General features: G+C 69.2%; 18 protein-coding genes. 11 read left to right on the top strand and 7 right to left on the bottom strand.

The window, feature by feature from the left end:
• Positions 1 to 32 precede the first annotated feature (32 nt).
• The 3 genes from ACWDNU_RS02750 (at position 33) to ACWDNU_RS02740 (ending at position 2895) form a co-directional block, all read left to right on the top strand.
• Entirely contained in the window at positions 33 to 743 is a 711-nt protein-coding gene (locus tag ACWDNU_RS02750) for an SDR family NAD(P)-dependent oxidoreductase (RefSeq protein WP_449667473.1), read from the top strand.
• 657 nt (positions 744 to 1400) lie between these two features.
• Positions 1401 to 2426, top strand: coding sequence for a tyrosine-type recombinase/integrase (locus ACWDNU_RS02745; protein ID WP_370937045.1), 1026 nt, complete (start codon positions 1401 to 1403; stop codon positions 2424 to 2426).
• 4 nt (positions 2427 to 2430) lie between these two features.
• Positions 2431 to 2895, top strand: a complete 465-nt coding sequence (locus ACWDNU_RS02740) for an SRPBCC family protein (RefSeq protein WP_370937046.1) — start codon at positions 2431 to 2433, stop codon at positions 2893 to 2895.
• A 213-nt stretch (positions 2896 to 3108) separates the two neighbouring features.
• Here ACWDNU_RS02740 and ACWDNU_RS02735 read toward each other — a convergent pair whose 3' ends face one another.
• The 3 genes from ACWDNU_RS02735 to ACWDNU_RS02725 all read right to left on the bottom strand — a co-directional run bounded on the left by ACWDNU_RS02735 (position 3109) and on the right by ACWDNU_RS02725 (position 5352).
• Complete coding sequence (locus ACWDNU_RS02735) at positions 3109 to 4008, bottom strand: helix-turn-helix domain-containing protein (RefSeq protein WP_449667472.1); 900 nt, start codon at positions 4006 to 4008, stop codon at positions 3109 to 3111.
• A 44-nt stretch (positions 4009 to 4052) separates the two neighbouring features.
• Positions 4053 to 4874, bottom strand: coding sequence for a hypothetical protein (locus tag ACWDNU_RS02730; RefSeq protein ID WP_449667471.1), 822 nt, complete (start codon positions 4872 to 4874; stop codon positions 4053 to 4055).
• 97 nt (positions 4875 to 4971) lie between these two features.
• Positions 4972 to 5352 (bottom strand): hypothetical protein, encoded by a 381-nt coding sequence (locus ACWDNU_RS02725; protein WP_370937048.1) that lies wholly within the window; start codon positions 5350 to 5352, stop codon positions 4972 to 4974.
• A gap of 66 nt (positions 5353 to 5418) precedes the next feature.
• Here ACWDNU_RS02725 and ACWDNU_RS02720 point away from each other — a divergent pair, with 66 nt between their 5' ends.
• Both ACWDNU_RS02720 and ACWDNU_RS02715 read left to right on the top strand, forming a co-directional pair.
• The gene (locus tag ACWDNU_RS02720; RefSeq protein WP_449667470.1) at positions 5419 to 6195 is read left to right on the top strand and encodes a glycerophosphodiester phosphodiesterase family protein; all 777 of its coding nucleotides are present in this window, start codon (positions 5419 to 5421) and stop codon (positions 6193 to 6195) included.
• 40 nt (positions 6196 to 6235) lie between these two features.
• Complete coding sequence (locus ACWDNU_RS02715) at positions 6236 to 7234, top strand: helix-turn-helix transcriptional regulator (protein ID WP_449667469.1); 999 nt, start codon at positions 6236 to 6238, stop codon at positions 7232 to 7234.
• Here ACWDNU_RS02715 and ACWDNU_RS02710 read toward each other — a convergent pair.
• Positions 7167 to 7871: a transglycosylase family protein gene (locus ACWDNU_RS02710; RefSeq protein ID WP_449667468.1), complete on the bottom strand. Its 705-nt coding sequence runs from the start codon at positions 7869 to 7871 to the stop codon at positions 7167 to 7169. The genes ACWDNU_RS02715 and ACWDNU_RS02710 overlap by 68 nt on opposite strands.
• Positions 7872 to 8121: 250 nt before the next feature.
• On the opposite strand from ACWDNU_RS02710, the gene ACWDNU_RS02705 reads away from it, so the two are divergent.
• From ACWDNU_RS02705 to ACWDNU_RS02695, 3 genes are all read left to right on the top strand, one after another.
• Complete coding sequence (locus tag ACWDNU_RS02705; protein WP_449667467.1) at positions 8122 to 9522, top strand: MFS transporter; 1401 nt, start codon at positions 8122 to 8124, stop codon at positions 9520 to 9522.
• Between the two features lie 22 nt (positions 9523 to 9544).
• Positions 9545 to 10306, top strand: coding sequence for a thymidine kinase (locus ACWDNU_RS02700; protein WP_370937053.1), 762 nt, complete (start codon positions 9545 to 9547; stop codon positions 10304 to 10306).
• A gap of 226 nt (positions 10307 to 10532) precedes the next feature.
• Positions 10533 to 10880, top strand: coding sequence for an RNA polymerase-binding protein RbpA (locus ACWDNU_RS02695; protein WP_009078445.1), 348 nt, complete (start codon positions 10533 to 10535; stop codon positions 10878 to 10880).
• Positions 10881 to 11206: 326 nt separating this feature from the next.
• Here the strand turns inward: ACWDNU_RS02695 and ACWDNU_RS02690 are convergent, their stop codons facing one another.
• Positions 11207 to 12379: an MFS transporter gene (locus tag ACWDNU_RS02690; RefSeq protein WP_449667466.1), complete on the bottom strand. Its 1173-nt coding sequence runs from the start codon at positions 12377 to 12379 to the stop codon at positions 11207 to 11209.
• Between the two features lie 86 nt (positions 12380 to 12465).
• On the opposite strand from ACWDNU_RS02690, the gene ACWDNU_RS02685 reads away from it, so the two are divergent.
• The 3 genes from ACWDNU_RS02685 (at position 12466) to ACWDNU_RS02675 (ending at position 14406) form a co-directional block, all read left to right on the top strand.
• Complete coding sequence (locus ACWDNU_RS02685) at positions 12466 to 12903, top strand: winged helix-turn-helix transcriptional regulator (protein ID WP_449667465.1); 438 nt, start codon at positions 12466 to 12468, stop codon at positions 12901 to 12903.
• Between the two features lie 79 nt (positions 12904 to 12982).
• On the top strand, positions 12983 to 13327 hold the full coding sequence (locus ACWDNU_RS02680) for an ArsR/SmtB family transcription factor (RefSeq protein ID WP_449667464.1): 345 nt from the start codon (positions 12983 to 12985) through the stop codon (positions 13325 to 13327).
• Entirely contained in the window at positions 13324 to 14406 is a 1083-nt protein-coding gene (locus ACWDNU_RS02675) for an SRPBCC domain-containing protein (protein WP_449667463.1), read from the top strand. The genes ACWDNU_RS02680 and ACWDNU_RS02675 overlap by 4 nt, the downstream gene beginning before the upstream one ends.
• 66 nt (positions 14407 to 14472) lie before the next feature.
• Here the strand turns inward: ACWDNU_RS02675 and ACWDNU_RS02670 are convergent, their stop codons facing one another.
• Entirely contained in the window at positions 14473 to 15240 is a 768-nt protein-coding gene (locus tag ACWDNU_RS02670) for a polyprenol monophosphomannose synthase (protein WP_370937058.1), read from the bottom strand.
• Between the two features lie 23 nt (positions 15241 to 15263).
• Positions 15264 to 16883: an apolipoprotein N-acyltransferase gene (gene lnt / locus ACWDNU_RS02665; protein ID WP_449667462.1), complete on the bottom strand. Its 1620-nt coding sequence runs from the start codon at positions 16881 to 16883 to the stop codon at positions 15264 to 15266.

The raw sequence follows: 16883 nt of genomic DNA, 5'->3' as shown, positions 1-16883 counted from the left end.
TGGTCCGCGCTCCAGCACCTACCTTCGCGGCCATGACCACAACGCTCATTACCGGTGCTACCAAAGGACTCGGCTACGAAACCGCCCGCCGCTTGGTTGCCGCCGGACACACCGTCTACCTCGGCGCGCGCGATGCCGCCCGAGGCCAACGGGCCGCATCGGAGCTCGGTGCGCGAACCGTTCAGCTCGACGTCACCGACGACGCGTCAGTCCTCGCCGCGGCGAAAACCGTCGAGGCCGACGGGGGACTGGACGTCCTCGTCAACAACGCAGGCATCGCCATCGAACTGGGCAGCGATGGGCAACCGGTCGGTGCCCCGGATGTGACTGCCGACCTGATGCGGGAAACGTTCGACACCAACGTCTTCGGCGTCGTGCGGGTGCTTCACGCGTTCCTGCCGCTCCTGCGACGTTCGTCCGCGCCGGTGGTGGTGAACGTCAGCAGCGCGCTGGGGTCGCTGGGCAGGATGACGGACGAGGAGACGCATCAGCACGCGTACCGCGGCGTGGCGTACCCGGCCTCGAAGGCTGCGGTGAACATGGTGACCGTGCAGTACGCGAAGGCGTTCCCGGAGATTCGGATCAACGCCGTCGAACCCGGCTACACGAGCACCGACATCAACGGACGTCGCGGCGGACAGTCCGTTGAGGAAGGCGCGGAGATCATCGTTCGGATGGCCCAGGTGGGAACGGACGGACCGACCGGCATGTACGTGGACATCGACGGTCCGCTGGTGTGGTGACCGGTTTCGGCGGACGGGGCAGCGCACCAGGTCGCTTACTTGACATAATGTACATTATCGGCGTTTTGGTGACCTGCTGATCAGCGTGCTGAGGAGGGGTTTCTCCAGGGATTCCGGATGCTGTCGCACGACTTGTCTCCACACGCGCCCTCTGGAGCGTTCCTGAGCTCGCCGAGCGTCGGCTGACTTGTCTCTCGTCGTACATGGACGCCCGGGCCAAGTTCCTGCGGAGCCTCAGGCATCATCTCGGCGAAAGAGCCTGGGATCCCCGACGGGATCCGCCGTACAGTCGTGCTTAATTCGTCACCGTGACGAATTAAGCACGACTGACTGGACGTTGAGGTTGGAGCGCAACAACTTTCTCGAACGCGCCGAGGCTGGCTCAGGCGGCCTGAAGATCCACTCGACCAGATGAACGCGTCGCAGACCGCATCCAGCGACCGCACTGAAGCACCCGTGAACACTGACTTTTCGCCCCGCACAGGGAGCATTCGGGCGCGAGCGGGTTGACCGAGAAGTGCTGTCCCCCAAGGGGATCCGACCCCTTCTCAAGCCTTGCCGAACCCCTTCCGCGGCCATGTTTCATGCATAATCGCTATTATGCATCATATATCGGACAGCAGGTAGTGTCGAAGCAGCGTCGAAATTGTCGGTGCTGTGCGGTACAAGATCACTATGCTCGTTTCCGAGGCACAGCAAGCGTTCTTCGCGGCACGGCGGCCGCGCAAGGACTCGCCGCACACCACTGCCGCTTATCGGCGCGATCTCGCCGGGATCACCGCTCTCCTGCTGGCTGAGCTGGGTCGGGACGAGGCGGACGTCGAAGAGCTGACAGCGCCGGTGCTGCGGGCTGCCTTCGGCGCGTTTGCCGACAACCACGCGAAAAGTTCGGTGTTGCGCGCGTGGTCGACGTGGAACCAGTTCCTTACCTTCTGCGTGTCCGACGGGCTGCTCCCGGGCAATCCGATGGGAGCCGTCGCGCGGCCCAAGACTCCCCCGCTCACTCCGAAACCGTTGCGCGGCGAGGAAACTCCCGAGCAACTGCTCACCGCGGCGGCCGACGGGGCCCGCCGAGCGCGGGATCCTTGGCCGGAGCGGGATGTGCTGGTTCTGGCGCTCGGGCTGGTCGCGGGACTGCGGGCAGCGGAAATGCGCGCGCTCACGCCGCGGTCGGTCGTCGGGCGAGACGGTGAGCTGAGGCTGCACGTCCACGGCAAGGGCAGCCGGGACCGGTCGATCCCGGTGCAGCCGGCGATGGCGAAACTGATCGAGGACTACCAGGCTTCGTGCCGTCGACGCTTTCCCCGGCAACGGTTTTCGTCCAACGAGCCGTTGCTGCGGGACCGGGCGGGCAACCCGATCGGCCGCGGTGCGCTGGAGTATCTGGTGAAGTCGTGTTATCGGTGGGCGGGTTTGCACGACCGGGTGCCGACGGGCGCGAATCTCCACGCGCTGCGGCACACCTTCGCCACGCGGCTGGCCGAGGACGGTGCGACCGCGTCGGAGATCATGTCGCTGCTGGGCCACGCGAGCCTCGCGACGAGTCAGAACTACATCGAGGCGACCGGCCGGGAACAGCGAGCCGCCGCGGCGAGCAACCGTACTTATCGGGCGCTCAACGGGTTGGCCCGGGAGGAGTCTTCTCGAGCGGGCACTGCGCGGGAGGCCGATGTGATTGCATGAGTGCGTGACTGACGAACCTTCGCGCGTCGTGCGCGCCAGCCGTGAAATCGAGGCACCGGCGGAGCGGATTTTCGAGCTGATCGCCGATCCGGCGCAGCAGCCGAGCTGGGACGGCAACGACAACCTGGCCGAGGCGAAGCCGGGCCAGCGTGTCCGCGCGGTCGGCGAGGTGTTCACGACGACCCTCACGAACGGCTGGCTCCGGGAGAACCGCATCGTGGAGTTCGAGGAGGCGCGCCGGGTGGCGTGGCGTCCGTCGGAGCCGGGCAAGGAACCGCCGGGGCATTTGTGGCGCTGGGAGCTGAAGCCGCTCAGCGCCACGCGGACGGAGGTGACGCACACCTACGACTGGACCGAACTGGACCCCGACGACACGATGCGCAACACCCGTGCCCGGTCCATGACTACGGACAATTTGACGGCGTCGCTGGAGAATTTGGCGCGGGCGGCGGAACTTCCGCAGTCGTAAGCCGGAGTTCGCGCGGCTTACGGCGCGGGCAAGCTATGCGCCACAGGCGATCCGGGCCCGGGTTCCAGCGAACCCGTCGGCAACGGGTCGGGTGGATGCTGGCGCTCGGCCGCGTCAACGCGCCGCTGGCCGCGCGGGCGACCACCGTCAGCCTCTCCCCTGTGCTCGGTGTGGCTGAACAGGAGTTTCGGCCGTCCTGTTCAGCCACACCGGTTATCGGTGTGCGCGCAAGGCGGCCGCGAGCCACGCGAAAGCGGGCACACCGCGCGGTCCCGGCGGGCGATTGTCGAGCAGGCTCAGCAGCTCCCAGTAGCGTTCGACGCGCGGTTCGGCGACCAGATCAAGCCAGTCGAGCAGGCCACTCGCGTCGAAGTCAGCGGGCACGATGCGGTCGAGGATCGCCTGACCGGCCTCAGATTCCGGTGCGATCCCCTTCTCCACCGCGGGACCAGCGTGTTCGAGGATCAACGGCCGGACGTTGAGGCCGAAGTCGATGCGGTGGCCGGATTCGCCGTAGAGCACCATCTGCCGCATGGTGTGCTGGAAGTCGTCGTCGGAGACGAGTTCGGCCAGCTCTATCCATGCGTCCACTTGAGCGGAAGTCGGGTCGTCGGGCAACTGCGGCGGCATCTCCCGCATGAATTCGGCGATGACCAGAGCGTCCGGGTCGTCGACTCCGGCGAAGATCTTGTCGACGAAGCCGTCGATGAGCTGGTGCCGTTCGCGAGCGGACAATCGGGCGAGTTCGTGCATCAGGGCCAGTCCTTCGGTCTTGTTGTCCCGGCTGAGGGCGTTGAGCAGGACGGCGCGGTTCAGCCGCAAGATCTGGATCTGGGCTTCGAGGGCCTGGACGTGGCTCGCGGCGACTTCGGCCAGCGTGGACTTGCTGTCGAGTACCTCGCGCACCGCGTCCAGGCCGAAGCCGAGTTCGCGCAGCGTCTTGACCAGCTGGAGGCGGCCGACCGCGTCGGCGCTGTAGAGCCGGTAACCGCCCGCGGAACGGTCCGCGGGCGGTATTACTCCGCTGTCGGACCAGAATCGGATCGTCCGCGCGGACAGTCCGGTCCGGCGAGCGAGTTCCCCGATCGGGCAGCGGCCGGTCGCCTCGTCCATGCCCTCAATCTGCACCTTCCACCCGCTGGAAGGTCAACGCGAATTCAGGCAGCGGTCGTGCTCCGGGGGAAATCCTTGCGCTTGATCTTCGCCCGCCGTCCGTCCGGGTGGTGGAACACGATCCCTTCCGCGAGGCGGCCCGGCGAGAACTTGCTCTCCAACGTGGTCAGGAACTCGCGCAGGCCCTGGTAGCTGCGCGGGACGTCCAGCATCGTGGGCGCCTGGAAGTCGAACGGCACGCAGAGGTGGTCCGGCAAGGCCAGCGGGTTGCCCTGGATGCGCGGCCCGAGCGCTTCGCACGGGTGCTCTCCGTCGGCCCATTCCGACACGTCGGTGTTCCCGGCGGCGGCGAGGATCCACTTGTCGTCGGCGGAGGTCTCGTCGGTGTCGACGTACCAGCCGTCCACGATTCCTTGCTGTTTTTGGGCTTTGCTCGGGTTCCGGCGCTTTTCGACGCGGACCAGCCGGCCGGAGCGGACGGTGAGGCGGACGTTGGTGCCGTCGAGTTTCTCGGTCCCCACGCCGGCTCCGTCGAAGACCCACGCGCATTCGGCGCGCGGCCGGTCGACCACCTGGAAGCGCTCGTCGCGTTCGAAGAGCGTGGGGATTTTCTCCATGACTTGGTTCCCTCTCCTGACGTGCCCCAGTAATTCCTCATGGCTGACGACGCCCTCGGCCAGTCCGCTCGCCAGCGACCGGACGAGGTCCGCTACCGACACGTCCGCTTCGACCGCGACGTGTTTCAGCGCCTTCTTCTCCTCCGGGGAGATCCAGGCGACAAGTCGCGACCAGCCTTCCGGGGGCGTCCAGCGTGCCGGGGCCGCGGGGTTTTTGCGGGGCCGGCCTCGCCCTCGGGGTTCGTCCATGGCGGGAACACTAGGGCTGTGAGGACGCTTGTGGCAATTGGCATAACAGAAAATAGTCAGCAGGTCAGAGCGAGATTTTCACGGCAGGAAAATACCCTCAGCGAAGCTGTTCGAGATCCTTCGCCGCCGTGGCGATCTCCTCGGCGAGCTGCCGCAGCTCCCCCGCGGACGCGCCGTCCTGGGCAGCGGTCACGATGTCCTCCGCGGCGCAACGCAGCTGGAAGAGCCGGTCCTGCAACGCGGCGATCTCGGTGTCCGACAGCACGACCGCGTCCTCGGGCAGGCCGCTGCGTTGCAGGGCGGTCCGGCGTTCGTAGGCGCGTTGGCGGCAGGATTGCCCGCAGTAGCGGCGACGGCGTCCGACGTTGCCCGCTTCGGGCAGGCGGCGGCCGCACCAGCCGCAGTGTTTCGGGGCGTTCGTGCGGCGCGGCACGACGCGTTCGTCGCCGGTCAGAGCGGTTTCGGCCAGTTCCCTCACCTGCCGGACTCTAGCTGTCCATCACGTTCTCACGACGGGGCCACACCGATGGCGCAGACTGGAAGCATGCGTCCACCGTTTCCGTACCTCGCCGACTCGCTCCCCCGTGCCTTCGCCCACCGCGGCTGGCATCTCGGCGACCTGGAGGGGCTGGAGAACTCGCTGCCGGCGTTCCAGCGCGCGGCGGCCGAGGGGTATCGCTATCTGGAGACGGACGTGCACGCCACGTCGGACGGCGTGGTCGTTGTCCATCACGACGCGACGCTGGATCGGACGACCGACGGGCGCGGGGCGATCGCGACGCAGACCTGGGCGCAGCTCAAGGACGTCAAGATCGACGGCCGGGCGCCGTTGTCGCGGCTGGAGGATCTGCTCGAGGAGCTGCCGGAGGCGTTTTTCAACATCGACGTGAAGGCCGACAGCGCGGTAGTCCCGTTCGTGCGGGCGCTGCAGCGGACCGGGGCGATCGACCGGGTCGCGGCGGCGTCCTTTTCGGACTCCCGGCTCGCTCGGCTGCGGCGGCTGGCGGGGCCGAAGCTGCTGACCGCGATGGGGCCGCGGTCGGCGTTCCTGTTGTGGGCGAACGGGTGGGCTCCGCTGCTGCCGATCAGCCGGTTCTCGGCGGGCTGGTTGGCGCAGGTTCCGGTGCGGCAGGGGCCGTTGACGGTGGTCGACCGTTCGTTCGTGAAGTCGGCGGTGCGGCGCGGGTTCGAGGTGCACACGTGGACGATCGACGATGCGGACCAGATGCGGACCCTGCTGGACCTGGGTGTGCACGGCATCGTGACGGACCGGCCCGACCTGCTGCGCGAGGTGCTGCAGGAGCGGGGTGCGTGGAAGTAGCGGACAGAACCTGACCGCTACGCAAGGCAGGATCGAGGGCGTGCCGAAGACCTCCGCGCGGCTGTTGTCGCTGCTCTCGTTGCTTCAGGCTCGGCGGGATTGGCCGGGTGCGCTGCTGGCCGAACGGCTGGAGGTCAGTCCGCGCACGGTGCGCCGCGACGTAGACCGGTTGCGGGAGCTGGGTTATCCGATCGTCACGACGAAGGGTCCGGACGGCGGTTATCGGCTCGACGCTGGTGCGCAGCTTCCGCCGTTGCTGTTCGACGACGACCAGGCCGTCGCGCTGGCGATCGCGTTGCAGGCGGCGACCGGGGCGGGGATCGAGGAGGCGGCCAAGCGGGCGTTGCAGACCGTGCGGCAGGTGATGCCCTCGAGGTTGCGGCATCGGGTGGATGCCTTGAGCTTCACTGCCGTCGAGCGTCCGGCCCCCAGCGCGGATCTGCAGACGCTCGTGGCGTTGAGCGCCGCTGTGCGTGCCCGTGAGGTGCTCAGATTCGATTACGCCCCAACGGATACGCCGCCTCGGCGCGTGGAGCCGCATCATCTCGTGACGTGGGGCCGGCGGTGGTATCTGGTCGCGTGGGATCTCGATCGCGAGGACTGGCGCATTTTCCGCGCGGACCGGATCACGCCGCGTACGCCGACCGGGCCGCGGTTCGCCGAGCGCGGGTTGTCCGACGTCGCCGCGTTCGTGGCCGCCAAGTTCCGCGGTACGGATCTGTCCGGCGAGTGGCCCTGCCGTGGCGAGGTGATCCTGCATCTCCCGGCGACCGAGGCGGCGAGCTATCTGGCCGACGGCGTCATCGAGGCGCTCGGGCCGGACCGGTGCCGGGTGAGTCTCGGGGCTTGGTCGTGGCACGGGCTGGCCGCTTCGTTCGGCCGGGTCGACGCTGATCTCGAAGTCGTCGGCCCGGCCGAACTCGCCGAAGCGTTCCGGCAGCTCGCCGCGCGCTACGCCGAAGCGGGGCGGGTCAGCGCGGAGCCTTGCCTTCCCACGCGGCCTTCCACGTCTTCGGACCGAGCCGGCCCGAGTCGTTGATGCCGTTGGCGCGCTGCAGGTCCAGGACCGCGGTGCGGGTCTTGTCGTAGTAGCAGCCGGTGCCGCTGAAGCCGTAGCCGAAGGCGTTCATCCGCAGCTGGAACGTGCGCAGCGCGGGGGCGCAGTCGCCGTAGGCGTAGACGAGGCCGGGCCAGGCGGGCGTCGCGCCGGGCGGTCCCGGCGGCGGGGTGGGCTGCGGCTTGGGCGCGGGCGGGGTCGGCAGTCCGCCTCCGCCGATGTAGGCGGCCTCTTCCCAGGACGGGACGCGCTTGCTGCGGCCGTCGCCGTCGTTGGACAGGCCGAGCATGCCGCCGCATTCCCACGGCTGCCAGCCGCGCATCCGGTACAGGTACAGCGCGCGGTAGTCCTGCTCGCGGGGGCTGGCCTGGTCCGGGCGGCCCTGGCCGCCGACGCTGCGCCACGTGGAGAGGTCGAACTGGTAGGCGCCGTAGTAGCCGTTGCCGGTGTTGATCGTGTAGCGGCCGCTCGACTCGCACATGCGGAGCTTGGCCCAGGTGCCCGAATGGGGGTCCGCGGAGGCGGCGCCGGTGACGACGAGTTCCATGCCGAGGACGGCGACCACGAGCAGCAAGGCTCGAGCGGCGGCCCGTCTGGCAGTGCGAACGCGGTTGGTCATGCCACGCACACTAAGCACGTGACTCATGGACCACAAGAGTCACAACACGCACAGCAGTCTCACATGACACGCCCGAATATCCCGGCAGCGACACGCCCGGCCCGGCGTGTCGCGCGTTCCGGCGCGCGGCGTGGCGGAAACCGGAAGCGACGAACCGGACACGGTTTGCCCCCTTCGGCGGTACCCGTTGCCCTCCCGGCAGTAATGTCCGGCGCGACCTGGAGATTCATGACCGAACGAGGAGCCGTGGATGACGCTGGCCGAGACCCGGGACAGCAAGCGGGAACGGTGGGGCTGGTACTTCTACGACTGGGCCAACTCGCCGTTCTATTCGTCGGTCACGACCGTGTTCGGCGCGCTGTACATGAGCACCGTCGCGGCGGCGGACGCGAAGCAGAACATCACCCTTAACGGGGACAGGGCTTGTCTCAACGCGTCCGGAGTGGACGACAAGCTCAACCACTGCGACGTGTCGCTGTTCGGCCTCCACTTCCCCGCCGGTTCGCTGTGGGGCTACCTGCTGTCGGTGGCGACCGTGGTGCAGGTTCTGGTGCTGCCGATCGCGGGCGCGGTGGCCGACCGCAGCCGCAACAAGCGCAAGATCCTCGGCGGGTTCGCCGTGCTGGGCGCGGCGGCGTCGGCGCTGATGTTCTTCATGGCCGGGTCGGACTGGCAGCTGGGCGCGGCGCTGTTCATCGTCGCGAACATCGGGTACGGCGGTTCGCTGGTCGTCTACTACTCGTTCCTGGTGGACATCGCGACGCCGGACGAGCGCGACGACGTTTCGGCCAAGGGCTGGGCGTTCGGCTACCTCGGCGGCGGGCTCGCGCTCGCACTGCAGCTCGCCTTCTACCTCAGCCGCGAGTCCCTCGGCATCGACACCGGCATGGCGGTGCGGATCTGCTTCCTGACTTCGGGCATCTGGTGGGCCGTCTTCACCATCCCGACCCTGCGGCGGCTCCCCCGCATCCACGTGCCGACCGCGACCGCGCGCGGGGTTTCGGTGCTGGGGTCGGGATTCCGCGAGCTGCGCCAGACGCTCGGCGAGGCGAAGGCGTACCCGCTCACGCTCGCCTTCCTCGGCAGCTACCTGCTCTTCGCGGACGGCATCAACACCGTCGTCACCGTCTCGGCGCAGTACGGGAAGGACGAGCTGCGGTTCTCCGACGAAGTGTTGATCATCACGGTGCTGGTGATCCAGTTCCTCGCCTACGCCGGCGGCGTCCTGCACGGCCTGCTCGCGCGCCGCCTCGGCGCGAAGCGGACGATCCTGGTCAGTCTCGTGCTCTGGGCCGTGGTGCTCGGCGGGGCGTACTTCGTGCAACCGAAGCAGCCGCTGCAGTTCTTCGCCGTGGCGATCGGCATCGGGCTGGTGCTGGGCGGGACGAACGCGCTGGCCAGGTCGCTGTTCAGCCAGATGATCCCGGCCGGGAAGGACGCGCAGTACTACTCGCTCTACGTCGTGGGCGAGAAGGGCACGTCGTGGCTCGGGCCGCTGGTGTTCGCCGGCGTCGGGCAGGCGACCGGGTCGTTCCGGCTGGCGATCGTCGCGCTCGTGGTGTTCTTCGTGCTCGGGTTCGTGTTCGTCGCGCTGGTGCCGGTGCGGCGCGCGATCGCCGCCGCCGGCAACCGTCCGCCGGAGGTGCTGTGAGGCCCAGATAGGGTCGGGCGTCGTGACCGCTGCAGACGACGTTGTGCTCGAGGACCCCACCGACGCGCTTTCCGCGGCCCCGCCCGCCGGAGCCCGGCGCAACGGTCCCGCGCGAGGACGGCTGAAGTTCTGCTACGGCCCGATGGACTGCGGGAAGTCGACGCTCGCGCTGCAGATCGACCACAACCACGCGCGCCAGGGCCGCCGCGGACTCGTGCTGGTCCGCCACGACCGGTCCGGCGCGCCGCAGATCACCAGCCGGATCGGCATCGCCCGGCGGGCGACCGAGGTCGCGACCGGCACCGACATCCGGGACCTGGTGCGCGAGCAGTGGGCGCGCGGGCAGCACGTGGACTACGTGATCGTGGACGAGGCGCAGTTCCTCTCCCCCGTCCAGGTCGACCAGCTCGCCGAACTCGCCGACGAGGCGGGCATCGACGTGTACTGCTTCGGGATCGCGACCGACTTCCGCAGCCGGCTGTTCCCCGGAGCCGCCCGGTTGTTCGAACTCGCCGACGAACTGCAGCCGGTCCAGGTCGAGGTGCTCTGCTGGTGCGGGCTGCCCGGCCGGTTCAACGCGCGGGTCCGCGACGACGTGATTCTCCGTGACGGAGACACCGTTGTGGTAGCAGATACCGAACACTCCGTAGTTGAACCTTCAGCTTCAGCACGGTCTGATGCCGAAACAGTCACGGTCCGTTATCAGGTACTGTGCCGTCGCCACTTCCGCTCGGGGGATCTGGGACCCGCTGCCGCCCAGCACGGTCAGTTACGGTTGTCCTAGAGCTAACCTAACTAGCCCGACTGGGGGATATCCGCACTAAGAAGGCGGTATCCGCGTCACGTCAGAGGGCGAAACGACTCCCTCTGGAGGAAGCTGAAGACCACGGGTGACGCAGCTCATCGTGAGCAGCGACATGGGGTGCCGGGAATCCCTCGGATGTCTCGTTCGTTGCATAGGGTGAGCATCACCCTGGCTCCACCCGGAGCTGACTGAAAGGAATCCCACTATGGCCGACCGTGTTCTCCGTGGAAGCCGGCTGGGAGCGGTCAGCTACGAGACCGACCGCAATCACGACCTCGCTCCGCGCCGTACCGTGCGCTACTCCTGCCCCAAGAACCACGAGTTCGAGGTGCCGTTCTCCGACGACGCCGAGATCCCGACGGTGTGGGAGTGCCGCCTGCACGGCAGCGAATCCGAGATCGTCGACGGCGGGCAGCCCGAGCAAAAAAAGGTCAAGCCCCCCAGGACCCACTGGGACATGCTGCTGGAGCGCCGCTCCATCCCCGAGCTCGAGGACCTGCTGAACGAACGTCTCGCCGAGCTCAAGGGACGCCGGACCAGCCGGTCCGCTTGAGCCTCGGCCAGTAGCTGGCTCCCACCACCGAACAGGAACGGCCCCCGCGACCTCCCCCCGCGGGGGCCGTTTCGCGTCCGCGGCACGCCGGGACAGCCTCGGCGAGGTGCCAAGGGCGGGCCTCATCGAGGTGCCGCGGACGCAGCGCGCGCCCGGCGCGGAGGTCGATCGCCGTCGCTGTTGCTTTCCCACGCGTGCACCGGGCCCTCCCCGCCTCATCCCGTCGCAGCGTTCGCCTTCCTGCCCCGCCGGGCATCCGCGGGGTTCAGGCGGCCGCGTCGGCGCGAGCCTGCCGCCACCGGAGGCTGCCGGGGAGACCGCGTTGGTCAAGGCGTTCGCAACGACAGCCGCCGAGCTCCGGCCTTAGCCAACGCCCACACCGCGAACGCACACCCGGCCAACGCCGCGCCCAGGATGCTGGAACCGGTCCAACCCGCGGCCGCGAAGGCGGTGGTAGTCGTGGCCGCGCCCAATGCGGAGCCGAGCGAGTAGAAGATCATGTAGCCGCCGATGACGCTGCTGGTGCGGTCCGGGTGCGCCGCGGTGAGCAGGTGCTGATTGCTGACATGCACTGCCTGCACAGCGAAATCGAGCACCAGCACACCCACGCCCAACAGCCACAGCGACGGTTGCCCGACGGCCAGCCACGACACCGCCAGCAGCACCAGCGCTCCGCCGGTAACGAGGCTCGCGCGGCCCCGGTCCGCCCAACGTCCCGCGCGGGCGGCGCCGAGCGCACCTGCCAGGCCGACCAAACCGAACAGGCCGATCTGCGCGGTGCTGAGGTTCCACGGGTCCGCGGCGAGCCGCAGCGACAGGCCGCTCCACAGCGCGCCGAACGAGGCGAACAGGAAGAACGCGATCAGCCCTCGCGAGAGGAACAGCGGCTCGCGGAACAGGCCGCCGAGCGACGTCAGGACCTGGCGGTAAGTAGTGCCGTCGCGGCGCGGGTCGGGCGGCATCGTCTTCAGCACGAGACCGGCGAGCGTCACCAGCAGCACCGCGAGAGCGACGTAGACGCCGCGCCAACCCCACAGTTCCGCCAGTGCGCCGGCCGCTACGCGTGCGCCGAGGATGCCGATGACGACACCGGACGTCACGACGCCGAGCGTGCGTCCGCGTTCGTCCGAAGTGGACAGTGCGGCGGCGTAGGCGACTGTCGTCTGGACGACCACCGCGAACAGGCCCGCGAGCACCAAACCCGTTAGCAGCAACCAGGTTTGAGTGGCGGCTGCGGCGAGTGCCGCGCCGACGGCGGTCAGCAGCAGGTGTCCGGCGATGAGCTTGCGCCGGTCGACGAGATCGCCGAGCGGGACCAGCACGGCGAGTCCGGCCAGGTAGCCGAGCTGTCCGGCGGCGACGATCCAGCCCAGCCCCGCGTCCGGCACGCCCAGGTCTCCGCCGATTTCGGCCAGAACCGGCTGAGCGGCGTAAATGCTCGCGACGGCGACCGCGCACACCGCGGCGAACACCGTCCGGCGGCCCGTGGTGAGGCCCATGACTCCCCCAATCAGTAGCGAATTGCAACTGATCGCACCGTACGGCAGAATAGTTTCAAAGAGCAACTCATCAAGGAGGGGCGCCCATGGGCGAGAACCCGGCCTGGACCGACCCGTCGTGCCCGGTGGCCCGCACCCTGGACCTCGTCGGCGACCGGTGGAGCCTGCTGATCGTCCGCGACGCGATGGACGGCGCGCGGGCGTTCACCGACTTCCAGCAGCGCACCGGCATCGCCCGCAACATCCTCACCGACCGGCTGCGCCGCCTGGTCGAGCGCGGCGTCCTCGACCGGCAGACCGCGGAGTCCGGCAAACGGCAGGTCTACTCGCTCACGCCGGCCGGGCGCGACCTGTTCACCGTCGTCGTCGCCCTCCGGCAGTGGGGCGAGCGGCACGCCTTCTCCCCCGGCGAAGACCACTCGGTGCTCGTCGACGAGGCCGGAAACCCGGTTCCGCCGCTCAAACCGGTCGCCGCGAGCGGCGCGGCCGTCGACGTCGGGACGACCTCGGTGCGCAAAATCTGACTCGCGATTGCCCCTTGCCCCGACGACTTCACGGGCTTATTGTCAACGTACTGCTTGATAAAGAGATCGGTTGATAAAGATGCCCGTTGACAACGTCGAGGACCGGCTGGACCGGGCGTTCACCGCGCTCGGCGACCCGATCCGGCGTGCGCTCATCGCCCGGCTGTCGCGCGGCGAAGCGACCGTGAACGAGCTGGCCGAGCCGTTCCCGGTGACGAAGCAAGCCGTGTCGCGGCACGTCCAGGTGCTGGAGGCGGCCGGGCTCATCACGCGCAGCCGCGACGGCCAGCGCCGCCCGTGCCACCTCAACGCCGCCGCTCTCGAAGAACTCACCAGCTGGATCGACGCCTACCGGCTCACCCGCGAACGCGAATTCCGCCGCCTCGACAGCGTCCTCGAAGAGACCAAGGAGCAAGGAAAATGACCGCGACCACCATCACCGCGCAGCCCGGCAGCCCGTTCATCGAGGTCGTCCGCGAGTTCGACGCGACGCCCGCGCAGCTGTTCCGCGCTTACACCGACCCGGACCTGATCACCCGCTGGCTCGGCCCGCGCGACATCGAAATGCGCATCCTCGAGTTCGACGCGCACTCCGGCGGCGCGTACCGCTACGTGCATCGCGACACCGACGGCAGCGAACACGTCTTCCGCGGCGTCTTCCACACGGTGCAGAGAGCCGAGCGGATCGTCCAGACCTTCGAGTACGAGGGCGCGCCGGGCAACGTCAGCCTGGAGAGCATGACCTTCGAGGACCTCGACGGCCGGACGCGGCTGCGGACCCGGTCGGTCTTCCCGAGCGTCGAGGCGCGCGACGCCATGGTCGCGAGCGGGATGGAGCGCGGGATCCGCGATTCGATGGACCGGCTCGGCGAACTCGCGCGCGAGGGGGACCGGCCGGAGGCGAGCCGGGTGGTCGTGGACATCTCGATGTCGCTGGACGGCTACGTCACCGCCCCGGGAGCCGGTCCCGACCACGGGCTCGGCGTCGGTGGAGAACCGCTGCACGCCTGGGTGTCCGACCCGACGCCGCGCGACTCGGAGATCCTGCACCGGTCGTTCACCGACACCGGAGCGGTGGTCATGGGCCGCGCCATGTTCGACGTCGTGGACGGCCCGAACGGCTGGGCCGACGAGGACGGCTACGGCGAGGGCGAGGACCGGATCCCCGCGCCGCCGGTGTTCGTCGTCACCCATGCCCGGCCCGAAAAAGTGCGGCTGGGCGAGCGGTTCCGGTTCGTCACCGACGGACTCGAAAGCGCGATCGAGCAGGCTCGCGCGGCCGCGGGCGGCAAGAACGTCACCGTGGGCGGCGGCGGGTCGATCGCGTCGCAGGTCCTGTACGCCGGATTGGCGGACGTGCTGCGGATCCACGTCGCGCCGATCGTCCTCGGCGACGGAACCTCGTTGTTCCCCAAGGGAAATCCCGCACCTGTGCGCCTGGAGCCGCTCGGTGCGGTGTCGACGCCGGGCGCCGAACACCTCACCTACCGCGTCCTGAACTGAGCCCGCGCCGGGACTCCCTCTGTGCGGCAAGGAATCCCGGCGCGGCGGCAGTTCGAGAGAAAACCGTCAGCCTCGGCCCAGCAGCTTCTTCAGCTGGGCCAGGCGGCGCTGCACGCCCCACTCCGCGACCCGGAAGAACGCCTCGGACATGATGCCGCCGCTCATCTTCGACACGCCGATCTCCCGGTCGGTGAAGGTGATCGGCACCTCGACGATGTCGAACCCGGCGTCCGCGGTGCGGCGCGTGAGGTCGATCTGGAAGCAGTAGCCGTGCGAGGCGACCTCGTTCAGCGCCAGCTTCTCCAGCACCGGACGGCGGTACGCGCGGAACCCCGCGGTCATGTCCGCCACCTTGATGCCCAGCGCGATCCGCGAGTACAGGTTCGCCCCGCGCGAGAGCAGGGTCCGGCGCAGCGGCCAGTTCACCGTGCTGCCGCCGGGCACGTACCGCGACCCGATCGACAGGTCCGCGTCGCCGACCGCGTCCAGCAGGCGCGGCAGGTCCTCCGGCGCGTGCGAACCGTCGGCGTCCATCTCCACGAACGTCGCGTAGCCGCGCTCCATCCCCCAATGGAACCCGGCGATGTAGGCCTTGCCGAGGCCTTCCTTCGCGGTGCGGTGCAGCACGTGCACCCGCTTGTCCGCGGCCGCGCGCTCGTCGGCCAGCTCCCCGGTGCCGTCCGGGCTGCCGTCGTCGACGACGAGCACGTCGACGTCCGGGAGTGCCTTGTGGAGCCGGTCCAGCACCGGGCCGAGGTTCTCCCGCTCGTTGTAGGTCGGGATCACCACCAGCACCGGTTCGATCGTTTCGGCCCCCCGCGGCGCCTGCGCCATCCGTCTCCTCCGCATCCGGCGGGTCAGCCCGCCGCTTCCCCTGCTGTGGTCCCCGTCGGCGCCGCCGTGCCGCGCCGGGTGCGAAAACGGAGCACGAACCCGCCGGCGACACCCGCGATCGCCAACGCCAGCAGTCCGTACTCCGTCCACGCACCGATTCGATCCGACAGCGTAGTCTGCGTGCGCAGCGGCACGCGCCCGACCAGGGCATCCGCCGTGAAAAGCCCGGTGGAGCTGGTGATCGTCCCGTCCGGGGCGACCAGCGCGCTCACCCCGGACACCGCCGACACCACCACCGCGCGCCCGTGTTCGACCGCGCGCAGCCGCGCCATCGCCAACTGCTGGTAGCTCATCTCCCCCGGCCCGTACCACGCGTTGTTCGTCGGCACGACGAGCAGTTCGCCACCCGACTTCGTCGCGTCGCGCGCGGGACCGTCGAACGCCGACTCGTAGCAGATGAACACGCCGATCTTGGCCCCCGCGACCGACAGCGCGGCGTTGGAGCCGTCACCGGGACGCATGTCGCGGGTGTCGTCGATGAACGGCGTCACCAGCCGCGCGATCGCGCGGGCGGGCACGTATTCGCCGAAAGGAACCAGATCCTGTTTGACGTAACGCTGTCCCGGGCCGGTGTTCGGATCCCAAACGACAGCGGAGTTCTCCGCCGCCCCGTCCGGCGTGCGCACGAGCGCGCCGATGATCCCGGGCACCCCGAAGGCGGACAGCATCTGGTCGACGCCCGGGTCGTCGCCGTCGAGCGGGGTCGAGGTTTCCGGCCACAGCACCAGATCCGGCTTCGGCGCCTGTCCTGATTGGACCTTCTGCAGCAGCCGGGAGCTTTCGGCGAGGGCGTTCGCGCGCAGCACCCCGCGCTGTCCCTGCAAGGCCAGGCCGATGTCCGGCGCGTTGCCCTGCACGGACGCGACGGTGAGCGAACCGTTCTGCGCCTCGGTGCCGATCGTCGGCCACACCGCGAGCCCGGCCGCGGCGGGAAGGACGGCCAACACGGCGGGCCAGACCAGCGCGCGGTCCCAGGCTTTGCGCGTGCGCCACAGCCGGGCGATGAGCGCCGCCAGGCCGAAACCGGTGAGCACGACGGCGAAACCGACCAGCGGCGCGCCGCCGACCGACGCCAGCGGCAGGAACGCGCCTTCGGGCTGGCTGAACGCGACGCGGCCCCACGGGAACCCGCCGAACGGGAACCACGTGCGCGGCGTTTCGAGCGCGACGAACACCAGAGCGCCCCAGAGCGGCGCCAGCGGCAGCCGCGCCACGACCCGGATCAGCCACCCGGCGAGTCCGAAGTAGAGCGACAGCGCGAACGACAGCGCCAGCCACGGCAGCGGCCCGAAGTCGCGGCCGAGGAAGTCCTGCAGCCAGGTCAGCAGCGGCACGAAGAACGCCATGCCGAACACGAAGCCGTACCCGAACGCGCCGCGGAACGACCGTCCACGAAGGACCAGCGCGAACGCGGCGAACGCGATCGGGGCCAGCCACCACAGCGGGCGCGGCGCGAAGCTGAGGTAGTAGCCGTAACCCGTCGCCGCCGTCGCCAGTACGCGCGCGAGCCAGGGCTTCCACGCCCGCTTTCGCTTGGTCTTGTGCGGAACGCCCGAATCGGCGTCCGCCACGCTCACTGCCAC

The organism is Amycolatopsis sp. NPDC003676, assembly GCF_053587275.1.
This window is presented reverse-complemented; position numbering and strand designations above follow the sequence as displayed.

Coding starts and splice junctions, on each gene's coding strand:
- ACWDNU_RS02685 (WP_449667465.1), top strand. CDS start 12,466: ATGGGCGAGAACCCGGCCTGGACCGACCCGTCGTGCCCGGTGGCCCGC.
- ACWDNU_RS02695 (WP_009078445.1), top strand. CDS start 10,533: ATGGCCGACCGTGTTCTCCGTGGAAGCCGGCTGGGAGCGGTCAGCTAC.
- ACWDNU_RS02690 (WP_449667466.1), bottom strand. CDS start 12,379: ATGGGCCTCACCACGGGCCGCCGGACGGTGTTCGCCGCGGTGTGCGCG.
- ACWDNU_RS02710 (WP_449667468.1), bottom strand. CDS start 7,871: ATGACCAACCGCGTTCGCACTGCCAGACGGGCCGCCGCTCGAGCCTTG.
- ACWDNU_RS02730 (WP_449667471.1), bottom strand. CDS start 4,874: ATGGACGAACCCCGAGGGCGAGGCCGGCCCCGCAAAAACCCCGCGGCC.
- ACWDNU_RS02680 (WP_449667464.1), top strand. CDS start 12,983: ATGCCCGTTGACAACGTCGAGGACCGGCTGGACCGGGCGTTCACCGCG.
- ACWDNU_RS02750 (WP_449667473.1), top strand. CDS start 33: ATGACCACAACGCTCATTACCGGTGCTACCAAAGGACTCGGCTACGAA.
- ACWDNU_RS02705 (WP_449667467.1), top strand. CDS start 8,122: ATGACGCTGGCCGAGACCCGGGACAGCAAGCGGGAACGGTGGGGCTGG.
- ACWDNU_RS02670 (WP_370937058.1), bottom strand. CDS start 15,240: ATGGCGCAGGCGCCGCGGGGGGCCGAAACGATCGAACCGGTGCTGGTG.
- ACWDNU_RS02735 (WP_449667472.1), bottom strand. CDS start 4,008: ATGGACGAGGCGACCGGCCGCTGCCCGATCGGGGAACTCGCTCGCCGG.
- ACWDNU_RS02720 (WP_449667470.1), top strand. CDS start 5,419: ATGCGTCCACCGTTTCCGTACCTCGCCGACTCGCTCCCCCGTGCCTTC.
- ACWDNU_RS02675 (WP_449667463.1), top strand. CDS start 13,324: ATGACCGCGACCACCATCACCGCGCAGCCCGGCAGCCCGTTCATCGAG.